This window comes from Sedimenticola hydrogenitrophicus (assembly GCF_029017505.1).
GTDB lineage: Bacteria > Pseudomonadota > Gammaproteobacteria > Chromatiales > Chromatiaceae > Sedimenticola > Sedimenticola hydrogenitrophicus_A.
This window is the reverse complement of sequence record NZ_JAQGEI010000011.1, coordinates 121,460-139,050: the sequence shown is the minus strand read 5'-3', so window position 1 is coordinate 139,050 and position 17,591 is coordinate 121,460. Positions and strand designations below refer to the sequence as shown.

At 59.2% G+C, this 17,591-nt stretch carries 18 protein-coding genes; 4 read left to right on the top strand and 14 right to left on the bottom strand.

Going from position 1 to position 17,591, the window contains the following annotated elements; all coding sequences use genetic code 11:
* Window positions 1-166 precede the first annotated feature (166 nt).
* Window positions 167-1,363, bottom strand: coding sequence for a tyrosine--tRNA ligase (tyrS, locus tag O9K64_RS09155; RefSeq protein WP_275097754.1), 1,197 nt, complete (start codon window positions 1,361-1,363; stop codon window positions 167-169).
* Window positions 1,364-1,574: 211 nt separating this feature from the next.
* Between tyrS and O9K64_RS09150 the strand changes: the two genes are divergently transcribed.
* The 3 genes from O9K64_RS09150 (at window position 1,575) to O9K64_RS09140 (ending at window position 5,637) form a co-directional block, all read left to right on the top strand.
* Window positions 1,575-3,182: an OapA family protein gene (locus O9K64_RS09150; protein WP_275097753.1), complete on the top strand. Its 1,608-nt coding sequence runs from the start codon at window positions 1,575-1,577 to the stop codon at window positions 3,180-3,182.
* Window positions 3,172-4,302, top strand: coding sequence for an anhydro-N-acetylmuramic acid kinase (locus O9K64_RS09145; protein ID WP_275097752.1), 1,131 nt, complete (start codon window positions 3,172-3,174; stop codon window positions 4,300-4,302). Before O9K64_RS09150 ends, O9K64_RS09145 begins: the two co-directional genes overlap by 11 nt.
* A 135-nt stretch (window positions 4,303-4,437) precedes the next feature.
* Window positions 4,438-5,637, top strand: a complete 1,200-nt coding sequence (locus tag O9K64_RS09140; protein WP_275097750.1) for an NnrS family protein — start codon at window positions 4,438-4,440, stop codon at window positions 5,635-5,637.
* Window positions 5,638-6,045: 408 nt separating this feature from the next.
* Here the strand turns inward: O9K64_RS09140 and ssb are convergent, their stop codons facing one another.
* The gene (gene ssb / locus O9K64_RS09135) at window positions 6,046-6,501 is read right to left on the bottom strand and encodes a single-stranded DNA-binding protein (protein ID WP_275097749.1); all 456 of its coding nucleotides are present in this window, start codon (window positions 6,499-6,501) and stop codon (window positions 6,046-6,048) included.
* A gap of 56 nt (window positions 6,502-6,557) precedes the next feature.
* On the bottom strand, window positions 6,558-7,946 hold the full coding sequence (locus tag O9K64_RS09130; protein WP_275097748.1) for an MFS transporter: 1,389 nt from the start codon (window positions 7,944-7,946) through the stop codon (window positions 6,558-6,560).
* A 177-nt stretch (window positions 7,947-8,123) separates the two neighbouring features.
* Here O9K64_RS09130 and uvrA point away from each other — a divergent pair, with 177 nt between their 5' ends.
* Window positions 8,124-10,970, top strand: coding sequence for an excinuclease ABC subunit UvrA (gene uvrA, locus O9K64_RS09125; RefSeq protein WP_275097747.1), 2,847 nt, complete (start codon window positions 8,124-8,126; stop codon window positions 10,968-10,970).
* 26 nt (window positions 10,971-10,996) lie between these two features.
* Here uvrA and O9K64_RS09120 read toward each other — a convergent pair whose 3' ends face one another.
* The 11 genes from O9K64_RS09120 to rpsE all read right to left on the bottom strand — a co-directional run bounded on the left by O9K64_RS09120 (window position 10,997) and on the right by rpsE (window position 17,583).
* The gene (locus tag O9K64_RS09120) at window positions 10,997-11,749 is read right to left on the bottom strand and encodes an SAM hydrolase/SAM-dependent halogenase family protein (protein ID WP_275097746.1); all 753 of its coding nucleotides are present in this window, start codon (window positions 11,747-11,749) and stop codon (window positions 10,997-10,999) included.
* 198 nt (window positions 11,750-11,947) lie between these two features.
* Window positions 11,948-12,337, bottom strand: coding sequence for a 50S ribosomal protein L17 (gene rplQ, locus O9K64_RS09115; protein ID WP_260293340.1), 390 nt, complete (start codon window positions 12,335-12,337; stop codon window positions 11,948-11,950).
* 56 nt (window positions 12,338-12,393) lie between these two features.
* Window positions 12,394-13,392 (bottom strand): DNA-directed RNA polymerase subunit alpha, encoded by a 999-nt coding sequence (locus O9K64_RS09110; RefSeq protein ID WP_275097745.1) that lies wholly within the window; start codon window positions 13,390-13,392, stop codon window positions 12,394-12,396.
* 22 nt (window positions 13,393-13,414) lie between these two features.
* Window positions 13,415-14,035, bottom strand: a complete 621-nt coding sequence (rpsD, locus tag O9K64_RS09105) for a 30S ribosomal protein S4 (protein WP_275097744.1) — start codon at window positions 14,033-14,035, stop codon at window positions 13,415-13,417.
* 19 nt (window positions 14,036-14,054) lie between these two features.
* The gene (gene rpsK / locus O9K64_RS09100) at window positions 14,055-14,441 is read right to left on the bottom strand and encodes a 30S ribosomal protein S11 (protein ID WP_144357154.1); all 387 of its coding nucleotides are present in this window, start codon (window positions 14,439-14,441) and stop codon (window positions 14,055-14,057) included.
* Between the two features lie 55 nt (window positions 14,442-14,496).
* Entirely contained in the window at window positions 14,497-14,853 is a 357-nt protein-coding gene (gene rpsM, locus O9K64_RS09095) for a 30S ribosomal protein S13 (protein WP_029134293.1), read from the bottom strand.
* A 93-nt stretch (window positions 14,854-14,946) separates the two neighbouring features.
* Entirely contained in the window at window positions 14,947-15,060 is a 114-nt protein-coding gene (rpmJ, locus tag O9K64_RS09090; protein WP_082117165.1) for a 50S ribosomal protein L36, read from the bottom strand.
* Between the two features lie 38 nt (window positions 15,061-15,098).
* On the bottom strand, window positions 15,099-16,448 hold the full coding sequence (gene secY / locus O9K64_RS09085) for a preprotein translocase subunit SecY (RefSeq protein ID WP_275097742.1): 1,350 nt from the start codon (window positions 16,446-16,448) through the stop codon (window positions 15,099-15,101).
* Complete coding sequence (gene rplO, locus O9K64_RS09080) at window positions 16,449-16,883, bottom strand: 50S ribosomal protein L15 (RefSeq protein ID WP_275097741.1); 435 nt, start codon at window positions 16,881-16,883, stop codon at window positions 16,449-16,451. It lies immediately after the preceding gene.
* A gap of 1 nt (window position 16,884) precedes the next feature.
* Window positions 16,885-17,073 carry a 50S ribosomal protein L30 gene (rpmD, locus tag O9K64_RS09075; protein ID WP_260293347.1) on the bottom strand — a complete coding sequence of 63 codons (189 nt, stop codon included), beginning with the start codon at window positions 17,071-17,073 and terminating at the stop codon, window positions 16,885-16,887.
* 3 nt (window positions 17,074-17,076) lie between these two features.
* Window positions 17,077-17,583 carry a 30S ribosomal protein S5 gene (gene rpsE, locus O9K64_RS09070; RefSeq protein ID WP_260293348.1) on the bottom strand — a complete coding sequence of 169 codons (507 nt, stop codon included), beginning with the start codon at window positions 17,581-17,583 and terminating at the stop codon, window positions 17,077-17,079.
* Window positions 17,584-17,591 lie beyond the last annotated feature (8 nt).

Here is a 17,591-nt window from a genome sequence, read left to right as displayed (position 1 = left end):
TGTTCGGACCGCCGCTTCCCTGGCTTTCCGCCCGCCGGTTCCGTGGCCTTACCGGCCAACTTCTCCTGCGAACGAGCGGCGCATTATACGCACTCGCCCTCCCCACGCAAGCCCTATTTTTAACTTTTTATGACAACACCCCGCGCGCGCTTTTCAGGCCGGGAATTCACACCAGCCTCACCTTGGCAAAACGCCGCTTGCCCACCTGATAGACGCCGTCCGAACCCTGCCGGCAGACCAGGTCGCGGTCCTCCACCTTCTCGCCATCGATCTTCACCGCGCCCTGCTTGATCATGCGCAGCGCCTCCGATGTCGAGGCGACCAATCCCGCCTCCTTCAACAGATTGGCAATCAACAGCCCACCATCCGCGTGCAGGGTTTTTTCGGGGATGTCATCCGGCATGGCCCCTTGACGGAATCTGGCGACAAAATTTTCATTGGCCCTGACCGCCGCGGTTTTGTCATGGAACCGCTCGATCAACTCCTCGGCCAGCAGGGCTTTCACATCCCGGGGATTCAGACCGTCATCGACCTGCTGTTGCAGTCGGTTGATCTCGGCCATGGATCTGAAGCTAAGCAGTTCATAGTAGCGCCACATCAGTTCATCCGAGACGGACATGATCTTGCCAAACATGTCATCGGGTTGATCCGCAATGCCAATATAGTTATTGAGTGACTTGGACATCTTCTGGACGCCGTCCAGTCCCTCCAGGATCGGCATGGTGAGCACCACCTGGGGCTCCTGGCCGTAGAGCTCCTGCAGCTGCCGCCCCACCAGAAGATTGAACTTCTGATCGGTACCGCCCAGCTCCACATCCGATTGCAGCGCGACCGAGTCATACCCCTGCACCAGGGGGTAGAGAAATTCATGGATCGCGATGGGCTGGCCGCTCTTGTAGCGCTTGCTGAAATCATCCCGCTCCAGCATACGCGCCACCGTGTGCTTGGCCGCCAGCTGTATCAGGCCCGCCGAGCCCATGGGTATCATCCATTCGGAGTTGAAGCGGATCACCGTCCGCTCGCGATCGAGGATCTTGAAAATCTGCTCCTGGTAAGTTTCGGCATTTTTCAGCACCTCTTCCCGGGACAGCGCCTTGCGGGTGACGTTCTTGCCGGTGGGATCACCGATCATCCCGGTAAAGTCACCGATCAGGAATGTGACCTCATGTCCCAGATCCTGGAACTGGCGCAGCTTGTTGATCAACACCGTGTGCCCCAGATGGAGATCGGGAGCCGTGGGATCGAAGCCCGCCTTGATCTTGAGCGGCTTTCCCCGCCCCAGTTTCTTGATCAGCGACTCCTCCAGCAGAATCTCATCCGCTCCTCGCCTGATCAGCTCCATCGACTCTGCGACTGACGCCATTACCCACCTCAAAAAAACAAGAACATGTCGGGGCGCACAATTTACAGGATGAAGCAAGAAAAAGTAACCATTTCACTATATATTGGCCCCTTCCTGACGCTAACTATCTTTGCCGGCCGGCTACGCAGGGCATCAGTGCCCTGAAAAGGCTGGGAATAACCGAAGTTTTAGGCAATAATTATCTGAATTTTCCGGAAATTAGCGCACCAACATGATAAACGACTATAAATTCAGAAACGAATTCCTGACCCCCAGCGCGCAGCAAAGCCGTCGGCGCCTGGGGCATCTGGCCGTTATTGGGCTGATAGTTGGCGCATCCGGCCTCTACGCCGCCCTCGGCAGTTTCGAAAAGGCGCCCCAGACCACGGCTGTGGAGCTTGACCGCACTTCCGCGCCCACGGCGGCGGAACAGACCGCCCAACCGCTGGCGCAGGTGCCGCTGATCCTTCCCGGGCAATCCCGTGATGGAAAGAAGCTGACGGAAGCGCCGGCGGTCGCTGTCGCTTCCGTTTCCAAGCGTGAGGAGACCGCACCCGCACTTGCGGCCCCCGCCACCCCGTCCGGCACACCCGAGCTGAACCTGCCTAAGCATAAAGCGCTGGAGATATCCGAACTCGGTGCCGACGTAGCGTCGACCGCCCCGGCGACCGGGGATGAAGCCACACCCGACGCCTCCACACCGGCAGAGGATCAGGAGGTGCTGGTCTCCATGGACCACGGTACCTGGCAGGAGGAAAGGGTAAAGCCGGGCGACTCCCTGGCGCTGATTTTTTCCCGCCTCAAGCTCTCGCCAAATCTTCTGCATCGCATTGTCAACAGCAGCAAGGAGGCCAAGACGCTGGCCAATATCCGTCCGGGAGAGGCGATCAAGGTGCGCATCGACCAGCAGGGAGATCTGCTTGAACTGGTCCACAAGCAGAGCGAAATCCGCAGCTTGCAGATCCTTCCGACGGATGAGTCCTTCGCCGCGCAGATTAACGACCGGAGCCTGGAGAAACGTATCGCATCGGCCGCCGGCACCATCACCAGCTCACTCTATATGGGTGCACAACGGGCGGGCCTGTCGGATGCGCTCACCATGGAGTTGGCCAACATATTCGGCTGGGACATCGATTTCGCCCTGGAGATACGTGCCGGCGACCAGTTCAGCCTAATCTATGAAGAGGAGTACCTGGACGGGAAAAAATACCGCAACGGTCCCATCCTGGCGGCCGAATTCGTCAACCAGGGAAAGGTATTTCGCGCCATACGCTTCGAGGATGACGAGGGCTACAGCAGCTACTATTCCCCGGAAGGCGAGAGCATGCGCAAGGCCTTCCTGCGTGCCCCGGTGGATTTCCGTCGCATCTCCTCCCGCTTCACCAAGGCACGCTATCACCCGGTGCTCGGCAAGAAACGCCCGCACATGGGGGTCGATTATGCCGCCGCCACCGGCACGCCGATCAAGGCGTCCGGTGATGGACGGGTTATCTTCAGGGGCACCAAGGGCGGCTACGGGCGCACGGTGATGATCAAGCACGGAAGCCAATACACCACGCTCTATGCCCATATGTCGAAATTCCGCGGCAATGTAAATAATGGCTCCCGGGTACGCCAGGGGCAGGTTATCGGTTATGTCGGCCAAAGCGGTCTGGCCACCGGCCCACACCTGCACTATGAGTTCCGCGTGAACGGGGTCCACCGTAACCCGCTGACCATCAAGCTGCCGGCGGCAGAACCGCTGGCGAAAGACCACCGGGCGAAATTCGCCCAGATCAGTTCCCAACTGCTGGCCGAGTTGGATCTGATCGCAAAAACCATGGTGGCCGATGCCCGATAGGGAGCCGCCGGTCTCGGCCGATCTCTATATCGGTCTGATGTCGGGCACCAGTATCGATGGCATCGATGCGGCCCTGGTGGATTTCGCACCGCCCGGGCCCAAACTGCTCGGCCACTATCACCAACCTTGGCCGCCGGCGGTCCGGGACCTCCTGAAACAGCTTTCACAGCCGGGCGACAACGAGATCGAACAGCTGGGTGTGGCGGACATTTCGGTCGCCAACCACTTTGCCGAGGCGGTCGCCGGCCTGCTGTGCCAGACCGGCATCCAGGCGCGGCAGGTCCGCGCCATCGGCTCCCATGGCCAGACGATCCGCCATCGACCCGGTGCGGCACACCCCTTCACCCTGCAGCTCGGCGACCCCAATCACCTGGCGGAAAAAACCGGCATCACCGTGGTCGCGGACTTCCGGCGTCGCGACATGGCCGCCGGCGGGGAGGGCGCCCCACTCGCCCCGGGATTTCATTCGGCATGCTGGCGCAACGCCGCCGAGTTCCGCGTGATCCTGAACCTGGGGGGCATTGCCAATATCACCCTTCTCCCCGCGGATGCGGCGGCTCCGGTTACCGGTTTCGATACCGGGCCGGCCAATACCCTGATGGATGGCTGGGTGGACCGTGTACAACAGCGTCCGTTTGATGAGCAGGGGGCCTGGGCCGCCAGTGGACGGGTGATAGATGAATTGCTCGATCGGGTGCTCGGTGACGCCTACTTCAAACGCCCGCCACCCAAGAGCACCGGCCCGGAGCTGTTCAATCTCGACTGGCTGCGGCGCCACCTGCCCGAAGCCTCACACCACCGCCCCGAAGATATCCAGGCCAGTTTATGCGCGCTGTCCAGCCGCTCGATCATCCAGGCGATCAAGCGGTATGCCCCAGGCTGCGAACGGGTGATCTGCTGCGGCGGGGGAACCAAGAATCCCACCCTGATGAACCAGCTCCGGCAGGGGCTCGACGCCCCCGTTGAGACCAGCGCCGAGTATGGAATCGACCCGGACCATATTGAGGCGATGGCCTTCGCCTGGCTTGCCAGGCAGACCCTGCAACAGCTACCGGGCAATCTGCCCGAGGTGACCGGGGCACGACACCCGGTCATCCTGGGCGGGATCTACCAGGCCTGAGCCGACGTCCGGGCCGTCAGGGTCGAGACTCACCCCGATGCCGGCCGCCGGCCTTGATTGATATCAAAGCGCCAGATCCCACAGCGGTTAAGCTATCGCATCTCATTGTCCTGTAACGGAAAAACCATACAAATTATGTTGAAAGTCCATTCAGAACCCCCCAAGCCGGAGTTGAAGCAGGCGGGTCCGGTGATCCTGGCCCTGGGCTTCCGGCCCTTTTTCATCTCCGCCGCGCTTTCGGCCCTGATCCTGATGCTGATCTGGCTTGGCGCCTGGTCCGGCGCCTACCCGCTGCCGACCTATTACGGCGCCATCGGCTGGCACAGCCATGAGATGCTGTTCGGTTATGCCGTCGCGATCATTGCCGGCTTCCTGCTGACCGCGGTTCGAAACTGGACCGGCATCACGCCACCAACCGGCACGCCCCTGGGTCTGCTGTTCCTGCTCTGGTTGGCGGGCCGGGTTGCCCCGTTCCTGTCCGGTGCCATCCCGGCGCCGCTGATCGCGGTCATCGACCTGGCCTTCCTGCCCGCGGTTGCGCTTGCCATCCAGCCGGCCCTGTGGAAGGGCCAGCAGAAGATGAACCGGATTTTCGTGCCCCTGTTGCTGGTGATGGCGGTGGCCAATCTCTACGTCCACCTCCAGTCACTGGGGCTGGCCAACAGCGCCCTGCGCGGCGCTGATGCCATGCTCTATCTGATCGCCTTTCTTATTACCCTGCTGGGTGGACGGGTGATCCCGTTCTTCACCGAAGCCGTGATACCGGGCCACGCCTCCAAACGCAACGGCCGGGTCGAGCTGGCGACCGTCATCTCCCTGGGTGGCCTGATTGCCGTTCAGTTTATCTATCCAAACGCCTGGCTCAGCGGTGTGCTGGCCTTTGCCGTGGCGGCGACACAGATCATCCGGGTCGTCGGCTGGTATAATCGGCAAATCTGGCAGATACCGATCCTCTGGGTGCTGTTCAGCGGCATGTTCTGGTTGATCATCGGCTTTACCCTGGCCGGCCTGGCCTATTTTGGTTTTACCGGACTTAATCTGGCCAAACATGCCATTACCGTCGGCGGCATCGGCGCGCTTACCTACGGCATGATGGCGCGGGTCGCATTAGGGCATACCGGACGTGAAATACAGTCCCATCCCCTGATCAACGGCTGCTTCATCCTGATGAATCTTGCCGCGCTGTTCCGGGTATTCGGACCGCTGGTGCTGCCGCAGCAATATACCCTGTGGGTCCACCTCTCCGGCGGCCTGTGGATCGTCAGTTTCCTGCTCTTCGGGGCGATCTATGTGCCGATGCTGACCCAACCCCGTGTCGATGGCAAACCGGGATAATCGGCTAGTGCACTTCCCGGTGTTTCGCGGCATAAGGGCTCGTGCAAGGTAACTACTCACCCGGCCTGCAAGTGATTGGCCTGCCTTGCCGGCCTCACACGATGGCTTGTCTCCTCGAATCCGGCCCCTTTTTCAGCGCCTGCCCAAGCCGCTCCCGGCCATTGCATCCTCGGCTCCGTAAACGGTACATCCCTGTACCACTCCTCATGGCCTCCGCGGCATAAGTCCATCCGTGGACAAAACTCGCTTCGCTCAGACAAGGGCAGGCTTGAATCTGAAAAAGGGGCCGGATTCGAGGCGCCATCAAGATCGGCCGGCAAGGCAGGCCAATCACCCTGTGAGTAGTTACCCACCAGCACAAAAAACCCATGCAATGCATGGGTTTTTTGGCGAACGCCCGGGGCGACTCTAAAATGGAATATCGTCATCGAACCCATCATCCGGCATCGGTGCGGCCGATGACGCGGAATCACGCGCTGGGCGTGAGCCCGATTCCGGGCGGCCGGAGTCGTACGAGGCACTGCTGCCTTTGCTGTCCAGCATCTGCATCTCGTCGGCCACGATCTCGGTGGTATAGCGGTCCTGGCCGCCCTGATCCTGCCATTTACGCGTCTGCAGGCGCCCTTCGACATAGATCTTAGAGCCCTTTTTCACGTATTCTCCCACGACCTCGGCCAAGCGACGGAAAAACACCACCCGATGCCACTCGGTCCGCTCCTGGGTTTCACCACTGTTTTTATCCTTCCAGGATTCGGATGTCGCCAGGGTGACATTGGCCACAGCGTTACCATTGGGCATATAACGAACATCCGGGTCCTTCCCAACATTACCGATCAAGATTACTTTATTGACCCCTCTGGCCATATCTCCTCCAATTCAATTTAAGTTGCTCCCTGGCCCTGCGGCCTGAACACCTGATTCTACGTCTCCGCGACCGAGAATTCATCCAGCAATGCAAAATCCACACACTGCGTATCCACTTTAAGATAGGCGACGCCCTCTTCCGCCATGACCACGGCCTCGCCCACACCGGGCAGACCGCTCAGCCTCGCCTGCAGCTGATGCGCGCTCGCCGGCTCAAGCACCCCCACCTTAATAAGGTAGCTGCTCAGGTATCCCGGTTGGCGCATCCCGCTGGCCAGTGCCAGCCAGAGCAGTGCGGCCGCCGCGCCAAACAGAAATACCCCCACCAGCTGGTACTGCCCATACATCCAGCCGCCGAGCATCCCGCCCAGGAAGGCCCCGATAAACTGGGACGTGGAGTAGACCCCCATGGCGGTACCCTTGCTTTCCGCCGGCGCCATCTTGGAGATCAACGAGGGCAGCGAGGCCTCCAGCAGATTGAAGGCGACGAAAAACAACAGCAGCGCCAGGCCGAAGCCCAGGAGTGTCGCCTTGAACAGAATAAACCCAATCTGGGCCATCCCGATAGCCAGGATAGCCAGCAGAAAGACCTGCTTCATCTTGCGGCGTTTCTCCGCGATCACAATAAATGGCACCATCAGCACCATGGCCAGCAGCACCACCGGCAGATAGACCATCCAGTGTTTTTCCGCGGCAATCCCGGTCACGTCCCTGAGGGTCAGGGGAACGGCGATAAACACCGCCGTCAGCATCATGTGCAACAGCAGGATCCCGATATCCAGGCGCAGCAGGTCGGCGTTGCGCAACACCCGGGAGAACTGATCCCGCACCGGGCTGGTATCCCGATGGGTGGCGATTTTATCCGGATTGGGGACCAGAAAAATCACCACCAGGATACCCGCCAGCGCCAGCAAGGCGGTCAGCCAGAAGATGCCCGGCACACCGATCCAGGTATTCAGCAACGGCCCCAACACCAGGGATACGGCAAACGCAAGCCCGATACTCATGCCGATCACAGCCATCGCCTTGGTTCTGTTCTGTTCCCGGGTCAGGTCGGCCGCCAGCGCCATCACCGCGGCGGCAATGGCACCGCTGCCCTGCAGCGCGCGCCCGGCGATCACACCCCAGATGGAGTCCGAGCGGGCCGCCACCACACTGCCCAGGGCGAAGATCAGCAACCCGGCAATAATCACCGGCTTTCGGCCAATGCGGTCGGAGATCATGCCGAAGGGGATCTGAAGCAGCGCCTGGGTCAGGCCATAGGCGCCAATGGCCACGCCGATCAATAACGGGGTGACACCGACCAGCTGTTCCGCGTAAAGGGCGAACACCGGCAGAATCAGAAACAGCCCGAGCATGCGCAGGGAGAAAATGCCGGCGAGCGAGAACGCCGCCCTGATTTCGATCGCTGTCAGTCGATGGAGTTGTTGCGTTTTTTTGTTCAATTACCCGATCACTTTACCAATGGCCAACCCCACTCATGCCAGGGGAAAAGCCCGCGTCCAGCCATAGCCGGGAAGCCTGTCCCAGGCCATGTTCACTCGCTGTTTTGCCACGGTTTGTTTGGCCCGAAACCACAAGACAGCGTATAGTAACAGGTTCGCTTATTCGCTGGTATGTAGATGGATACGATACGCATACGTGGGGCACGCACCCACAATCTGAAAAACATTGACCTGGATCTTCCCCGCGACAAATTGATCGTCATCACCGGTCTTTCCGGTTCCGGGAAATCCTCGCTGGCCTTCGACACCATCTATGCCGAGGGCCAGCGGCGCTACGTCGAGTCGCTCTCGGCCTATGCTCGGCAATTCCTGTCGATGATGGAGAAACCCGATATCGACCATATCGAGGGACTCTCTCCGGCCATCTCCATCGAGCAGAAAACCACCTCCCACAACCCACGCTCCACCGTCGGCACCATCACCGAGATCTACGATTACCTCCGGCTGCTGTATGCCCGTGCCGGTACCCCGCGCTGCCCCACCCACGGCCAGGCGCTGGAGGCCCAGACCATCAACCAGATGGTGGACCAGGTCCTGAGCCTGCCCGAGGGCAGGAAATTGATGCTGCTCGCTCCGGTGGTGTCGGAGCGCAAGGGGGAACATCATAAACTGTTGCGGGAACTGAATGCGCAGGGTTTTATCCGCGCGCGCATCGATGGCGAAATCTACGAACTCGATCAGCCGCCGGAACTGGAACTGCACAAGAAACACACCATCGAGGCGGTGGTGGATCGCTTCAAGGTCCGCGAAGGACTCGAACTGCGTCTCGCGGAGTCCTTCGAAACCGCCCTCGCCCTCTCCGGCGGTCTGGCCCGCATCGCCGCCATGGAACCGGGCATGGAGCAGGACAACCCGCAGGAAGAGCTGGTGTTCTCGGCCAATTTCGCCTGTCCGCAATGCGGCTACAGCCTGCCGGAACTGGAACCCCGACTGTTCTCGTTCAACAACCCGGCGGGCGCCTGCCCAACCTGCGACGGGCTAGGCATCGAACAGTTTTTTGACCCGGAGCGGGTGGTTGCCCATCCCCACCTGAGCCTCGCCGCCGGTGCGGTCAGGGGCTGGGATCGCAGGAACGCCTACTATTTCCAGCTGATCAGTTCCCTGGGGAAGCACTACGCCTTTGACGTGGAGACCAGCTGGGATGAACTGCCCAAGAAGGTCCGCGACACCATCCTGAACGGCAGTGGCAAGGAGAAGATCAAGTTCACCTATTTCAATGAACGCGGGCGCAGCAGCAGCAACACCCACCCCTTCGAGGGGATCATCCGCAACATGGAGCGGCGCTACCGGGAGACCGAATCCAGCGCGGTCCGGGAGGAGCTGGCTCGCTATATCTCCACCCACCCCTGCCCGGAGTGCGGCGGTACCCGCCTGAACGAGGCGGCGCGCCATGTCTTTGTGGATGAGCAAAACCTGCCGGCCATCACCACCCTGCCGGTCGGGAACTGCCTTGAGTTCTTCAGCCGGTTACAGCTCCCCGGCAAGCAAGGCAAGATCGCCGATAAAGTGGTGAACGAAATCTCCCAACGGCTGCAGTTCCTGGTCAATGTGGGTCTCGACTACCTGACCCTGGACCGCAGCGCGGAAACCCTGTCCGGTGGCGAGGCCCAGCGCATCCGTCTGGCAAGCCAGATCGGCGCCGGCCTGGTGGGCGTCATGTATATTCTGGATGAGCCCTCCATCGGGCTGCACCAGCGGGACAACGACCGGCTGCTGAAAACCCTGACCTACCTGCGCGACCTGGGCAATACCGTCATCGTCGTCGAACACGACGAAGAGGCCATCCTGTCCGCCGACCATGTGGTGGATATCGGCCCCGGCGCCGGCGTTCACGGCGGCCGCATCATCGCCCAGGGCAGCGCCGCCGAGATCGCATCGAACCCGGATTCCTTGACGGGTCGGTATCTCTCGCGCAGCCTGAGCATTGCGATACCGCAACAACGGCACAAAGCCGATGACACCAAACTGCTGACCATCTCCGGGGCACGCGGCAACAATCTCAAGTCGATTGAGCTGAACCTGCCTGCCGGCCTGTTTACCTGTGTGACCGGGGTGTCCGGCTCCGGCAAGTCCACACTGATCAACGACACGCTCTATCCCCTTGCCGCCACCCAGCTGAACCGCGCCTCCCTGGATGCGGCCCCGTTCGACCGGATCGACGGGCTGGAGCATTTCGACAAGGTGGTGGATATCGATCAGAGCCCGATCGGCCGCACCCCCCGTTCCAATCCCGCTACCTACACCGGCATATTCACCCCGGTGCGTGAGCTGTTTGCCGGCACTCACGAGTCCCGCTCACGCGGCTACACGCCGGGTCGCTTCAGTTTCAACGTCAAGGGCGGACGCTGCGAGGCCTGCCGCGGGGATGGCGTGATCAAGGTCGAGATGCATTTCCTGCCGGACATCTATGTCCAGTGCGACGTCTGCAAGGGCAGCCGCTATAACCGCGAGACCCAGGAGATCAAGTACAAGGGAAAAAGCATCAACCAGGTGCTGGAGATGACCATTGAAGAGGCCCTGGAGTTTTTCGATGCCATCCCGGCGCTGAAACGTAAATTGCAGACCCTGATGGATGTCGGACTCTCCTATATCACGCTGGGGCAGAACGCCACCACGCTCTCGGGCGGTGAGGCACAGCGCGTCAAGCTCTCGCGCGAACTGTCCAAGCGCGATACCGGGAACACCCTCTATATTCTGGACGAGCCGACCACGGGGCTGCATTTTCACGACGTGAAACACCTGCTCGAGGTGCTACACCGGCTACGCGATCACGGCAACACCGTGGTGGTGATTGAACACAATCTGGATGTCATCAAGACCGCGGACTGGATTGTCGACCTGGGTCCGGAGGGCGGCAACCGCGGCGGCGAGATCGTTGCCCAGGGCACCCCGGAGATGGTCAGCGAGGTAGCCCAATCCCATACCGGCCAGTACCTGAAAAAGGTCCTGCAGGCGGGTCAATAGGTGGACGTGGGTACAGCGGTGTTTCGCTAATCGGTCTGCCAGCTTACGGGCGAGCCGATGCGGAGCCCGAGCTTGTCGGTGGCGCTCCCCCGGTTAACCGCCAGCTCCACCAGCCCATTGGCATTCACGTACCAGAACGGACGGCCGGTCGCCACAGCGGAGAAGGTTTCGGCATAGGCCACAAGACTCCCATTTACCGTCAGAGTCTGCTCGCGGGACAACCCCTCACCCGACAGGCCGCTGACCGCATTTCCATAAGCGTCTATATAGATTATCTCGGCCAACTCCTCCGGCCAGTCACAGCCGACCAGGCTGTCCGGGACCAACGACGCACCCGGGACGCTGCCACCTCGACAGATAACCGCAGCGGCAGGCGCAAACAGGTCCCTGCCGTCGAAGGTTTTCGACCGCCGGGAAAGATCCGGCAGGTCTATGGTCTGTACCCTGACGGGCCCGGGAGCGCACACCACCCGGGACAACAAGCCATTGTCAGGGGCGACGAACCAGAACCGTTCTGTGGTCACCAGGATCGCCCGCCGGGAGCTGCCTACACCGGGATCCACCACCGCCACGAATAGCGTCCCATCCGGCATGGCGGGGAGGAACGAGGCCAGCAGGAAGGCGGCGGCACGGGGATTGAACGCGGGCGCATCCGCACACAGATCGATTACCGGCTGGGATATACCTCCCGCCAGCAGGCGCGCTTTCACCTGCCCCAGATAATGACTGCCGACGCCGAAGTCGGTGAACAGCGCTACCAGTTCAGGTGTGTCGCCCATATCGATACCGTGCCGGCCCTTTAGTTGAATTAAAGCAAAAAACAGGCTGGGTCGCTCTCCCACATCCCTGTACTTCGCGACATAAGCACTTTCCTGGGCGTAACTACTCACTTACAGACCGGGTGAGTAGTTACCCCTGGGCAAAAAAAACCGGGCCAAGGCCCGGTTTTTTTCCAAACGATCACGCTGTCGCTGTACTTATTCAGCCTCGACCGCTTCCATCTCCACATCCGGACGATCGACCAGCTCGACAAAGGCCATCGGCGCCTTGTCACCTGGACGAAAACCGCATTTCAGAATGCGCAGATAGCCACCGGGGCGCTCCTTGTAACGCGGGCCCAGTTCGGTGAACAGTTTCCCGACAACCTCATCATCACGAAGACGATCAAAGGCCAGACGGCGCTTGGCAACGCTGTCGCTCTTTGCCAGAGTAATCATCGGCTCTGCTACGCGACGCAGCTCTTTTGCCTTGGGTAGTGTGGTTTTGATCAGCTCATGACGCAACAGTGAGCAGGCCATGTTACGGAACATTGCCTTGCGGTGTGAACTGTTGCGGTTCAGTTGCCGTCCTGATTTGCGATGACGCATGGATCGACTTCCCTAAACTTAGGTTAATACTATAGATATACGATTCAGGGCCGAGATTATCGACCGCTATCTTCCATACCTTCTGGCGGCCAGTTTTCCAGCCGCATACCCAGGGACAAGCCCCTGGTAGCGAGTACATCTTTGATCTCGGTGAGCGACTTTTTACCCAGATTCGGGGTCTTCAGCAGCTCCACTTCGGTACGCTGAATCAGATCACCGATCATGAAGATGTTTTCTGCCTTCAAACAGTTGGCCGAACGCACGGTCAGCTCGAGGTCGTCGACAGGCCGCAGCAGGATGGGATCGATCGCCGGGCGATCTTCTTCCACCTCTTTCTCGGTGGTTGCCGTCTCGTCCAGCTTCACGAATGCGGACAGTTGATCCTGCAGGATAGTCGCCGCCCTTCTGATGGCCTCTTCCGGATCGATGGTGCCGTTGGTCTCCAGATCAATTACCAGACGATCAAGATCCGTTCTCTGCTCGACCCGGGTCGCTTCGACCGCATACGCCACGCGACGCACCGGCGAGAAGCTGGCATCCAGCTGCAGGCGACCGATAGGACGGTCTTCCATTGCATCGGCCAGCCGGTTGGCCGCCGGCTGATAGCCGATACCGCGAGCCACTTTCAACGTCATGTTGATCTGGCCATCCTTGGTCAGGTTGGCGATAACATGATCCGGATTGGCAATCTCGACATCGTGATCAAGCGTGATATCGCTGGCCAGAACGGGACCGGGCCCCTTCTTTTTCAGCGTCAGCGTCGCCTCATCACGGGAATGCATGATGATGGCCAGATCCTTCAGATTCAGCAGAATCTCCAGGACATCTTCCTGCACACCTTCGATACTGGTGTACTCGTGAAGAACCCCTTCGATCTCGGCCTCAACCACTGCACTTCCGGGCATGGAGGAGAGCAGTATTCTGCGCAATGAGTTGCCAAGTGTATGACCAAAGCCACGCTCCATCGGTTCAAGCGAAACCTTGGCGTGTAACTCGCTTAACGGCTGAACACTCACTAATCGCGGCTTGAGAAAATCGCTAACAAACTCCGGCATTTCGACCTCTTGAAGGTAATCCTTACTTGGAGTACAGCTCTACTACCAGCTGTTCATTAATTTCCGCAGGCAGTTCGGAGCGGTCCGGCAGACGTTTGAAGGTACCCTTCATGCCCTTCGCATCGACCTCGATCCAGTCGACGGTGCCGAACTGTTCCGCGAGCGCCAGAGAACTTTGAATGCGCAGCTGGTTTTTTGATTTCTCGCGAACACTCACCACATCATCGACCTGGATATGGTAGGAGGGGATATTGACCACCTTACCGTTAACCTCGATGGATTTATGGCTCACGAGCTGCCGTGATTCAGAACGGGTGCTTCCGAAGCCCATCCGATAAACCACGTTATCCAGACGGGTCTCGAGCAGACGCAACAGGTTATCGCCTGTGGCGCCCTTGCTCTGGGCCGCATTCTTGTAGTAGTTGCTGAACTGCTTCTCCATGATTCCATACATACGGCGCATCTTCTGTTTCTCACGAAGCTGCATACCGTAATCAGAGAGGCGGCGGCGCCGGTCAGTCGTCTGACCAGGCTGCTTTTCCATATTACATTTTGATTCCAGGGAGCGAGCGCGGCTCTTCAGAAACAGGTCAGTGCCTTCTCTCCGGCTCAGCTTACACTTGGGACCGATATATCTTGCCATGATTATCTATAACTCCAGATTAAACGCGACGCTTTTTAGGCGGGCGACAACCATTGTGCGGGATTGGGGTAACATCACAAATACTGGTGATCTTGAATCCTGCATTATTCAGTGCGCGAACCGCAGACTCGCGTCCCGGGCCCGGGCCCTTGACATTGACATCAAGGTTTTTCACGCCGTAATCCTTGGCCCGTTCGCCAGCGCGATCGGCCGCAACCTGCGCAGCGAATGGCGTGCTCTTGCGCGAGCCACGGAATCCTGAACCACCCGCAGTTGCCCAGGACAAGACATTACCCTGCCGATCGGAAATGGTGACGATCGTATTGTTAAAGGAAGCGTGAATGTGGGCGACACCATCGGTGACGCTCTTTTTTACCTTCTTCCGCACGCTGCTCGGCTTTGCCATCTTTAATGTTCCTGTGAACTATATCGCTGTAAACAACCCGGTGACCGGATTGCTATTATCTCTTGATCGGACGCCGCGGGCCTTTGCGGGTACGCGCATTCGTTTTGGTACGCTGGCCACGCAGCGGCAGGCCGCGACGGTGACGGATTCCACGATTGCAACCAAGGTCCATCAGACGCTTGATGTTCATGGACACTTCACGGCGAAGGTCGCCCTCGACCGTAAACTTGGCGACTTCGGCACGAAGCGCCTCTACTTCACCTTCGGTCAGGTTTTGAATCTTTGCATCTTTTGCCACACCCGCGGCCTCGCAGATACGAGCAGCACGGGTAGAACCGACTCCATAGATCTCGGTCAACGCGATGACCGCGTGCTTACGATCGGGAATGTTGACGCCTGCAATACGGGCCATCAGGTAACTCCTAAAAATACAATTATCAGCTCACGTTGGGCGCGGTGAACGCACAACTTTAACTGGATTTCTTCAACAAATCAAGCGAAAAGCTTAGCCTTGTCTCTGTTTATGCCTGGCTTCTTTGCAGATAACCCGCACCACGCCATTGCGCCGGACAATCTTGCAGTTCCTGCAAATCTTCTTTACAGACGCCCTTACTTTCATGACTCAATCTCCAAAAATACCGTGGAATCTTATCGGCGTTAACGCAGCAAGCCTGCGCCGCCACCCTTCAGATTCGCCTTCTTCATCAACCCTTCATACTGGTGAGACATCATGTGTGCCTGCACCTGTGCCATGAAGTCCATGACGACAACAACGATGATCAACAAGGACGTTCCGCCAAAGTAGAAAGGAACATTCCAACCGACAATCAAAAATTCCGGCAGCAGACACACCGCCGTTATATAAATCGCACCTGCAAACGTCAGGCGGGACATCACCTTATCGATATAGCGTGCCGTCTGCTCTCCCGGGCGATAACCTGGAATAAATGCCCCGGAACGCTTCAGGTTATCCGCCGTATCCTTCGAGTTGAATACCAGCGCCGTATAAAAGAAACAGAAAAACACGATAGCCAGGGCATAGAGCAGCACGTACAGCGGCTCGCCCGGGGAGATTTTGGCGACGATATCCTGCAGCCAGCGCATGTTCTCCTGGGTACCCAGCCACTGCCCCAGCGTCGATGGGAACAGGATGATGCTGGAGGCGAAGATCGGCGGAATAACGCCCGCCATATTCAACTTCAGCGGCAGATGACTGCTCTGCGCGGCGAACATCTTCCTGCCCTGTTGACGCTTGGCGTAGTTCACCGTGATCCGGCGCTGCCCCCGCTCAACGAAGACAACGAAGGCGGTGACCGCGATCGCCAGCGCAAACAGGATCAACACCGTCAGGGCGTTCATTTCACCGGTACGCACCAGCTCCAGCGTCCCGCCAATGGCCGACGGCAACCCGGCGACGATACCCGCAAAAATGATCAGCGATATCCCGTTGCCAAGCCCGCGTTCGGTGATCTGCTCGCCCAGCCACATCAGGAACAGCGTGCCGGTGACCAGGGACACAGCCGCCGTCAGGATGAACCCGGGCCCCTGTTGCGAGACTACCGCTATGCCACCCGCCTGCTGTGATTGCAACGCAATCGCGATACCCACCGCCTGGAAGGTCGCCAGCACCACGGTGCCATAACGCGTGTACTGGGTAATCGTGCGCCGCCCCTGTTCACCCTCTTTTTTCAGCTGTTCCAGCTTGGGAATCACCGCAGCCATCAACTGCATGATGATCGACGCCGAGATGTACGGCATGATTCCCAAGGCAAACAGACTTGCCCTTTCCAGCGCGCCTCCGGAAAACATGTTGAACATGTCGAGGATGCCACCCTGCTGCTGGTCAAACAGGACCGCCACAGCCGCGGGATTCACCCCCGGGACCGGAATAAATGTACCAATCCGGAAAACCAGCAGGGCTCCGATAACGAACAAAAGCCGCTGGCGTAGCTCGGTGAACTTACCTGCCCCGGCAAGGCCGCCGGCTTTTGTGCCCTGTCCAGCCATTTATTCCTCGATCTTCCCGCCAGCCGCCTCGATGGCAGCCCGCGCGCCCTTGGTGACGCCCAATCCACGAACCGTTACCGCCTTTTCGATGGCACCGGAAAGAATGATCTTGGCGCGCTTCATGTTGAAAGGCAGTACATTGGCGTCGTAAAGCGCCTTCATATCGACCACCTCACCGTCCACCTTGGCCAGTTCGCTCAGTCTCACCTCGGCGGTGACCCGGCCTTTCCGGGAGGTAAAGCCAACCTTCGGCAGGCGGCGCTGCAGCGGCATCTGGCCGCCCTCGAAACCTACTTTATGAAAACCACCGGAGCGTGATTTCTGGCCCTTATGACCACGACCGGCCGTTTTTCCAAGACCGCTGCCGATTCCGCGGCCGACGCGCTTGGCGTCTGTTGTCGCGCCTTCTGCAGGCTTAATGGTATTCAGACGCATCTCAAGCCTCCTCTACCTGAACCATGTAGCTGACTTTATTCACCATGCCACGGGTCGCAGGAGTATCTTCCACCAGTACACTGTGACGAATACGCCGAAGCCCCAAACCGCGGACACAGGCCTTATGACTTTCAAGCCGGCCATGCGCACTGCGGACCAGAGTCACTTTCATCATCTTTTTTTCACTCATGACCTACCCCAGGATCTCTTTGACCGATTTGCCACGCTTGGCGGCCACGGTCTCAGGATCAGTCATCTCGGTCAGCGCATTTACCGTCGCGCGGACCACGTTGATCGGATTGTTTGTGCCTATGCACTTGGCCAGGACATTGTGCACGCCCACCGCCTCACAGACGGCACGCATGGCGCCGCCGGCGATGATACCGGTACCTTCTGACGCCGGCTGCATATAGACCTTGGCCGCGCCATGTCGACCGATCAGCGGATACTGCAGTGTATCGCCATTCAGTTTCGCAGTGCGCAGATTCTGGCGCGCGTTTTCCATCGCCTTTTGAATGGCGATCGGCACCTCACGCGCCTTGCCGCTGCCGAAGCCGACCTTGCCATTGCCATCACCCACAACCGCGAGTGCCGCGAATCCAAAAACACGACCACCCTTGACCACTTTCGCGACGCGGTTGACGTTGATCAGTTTTTCAATCAGATCGTCACCTTCCGGCCTTTCATTGAATTTCGACATAGCCTGCC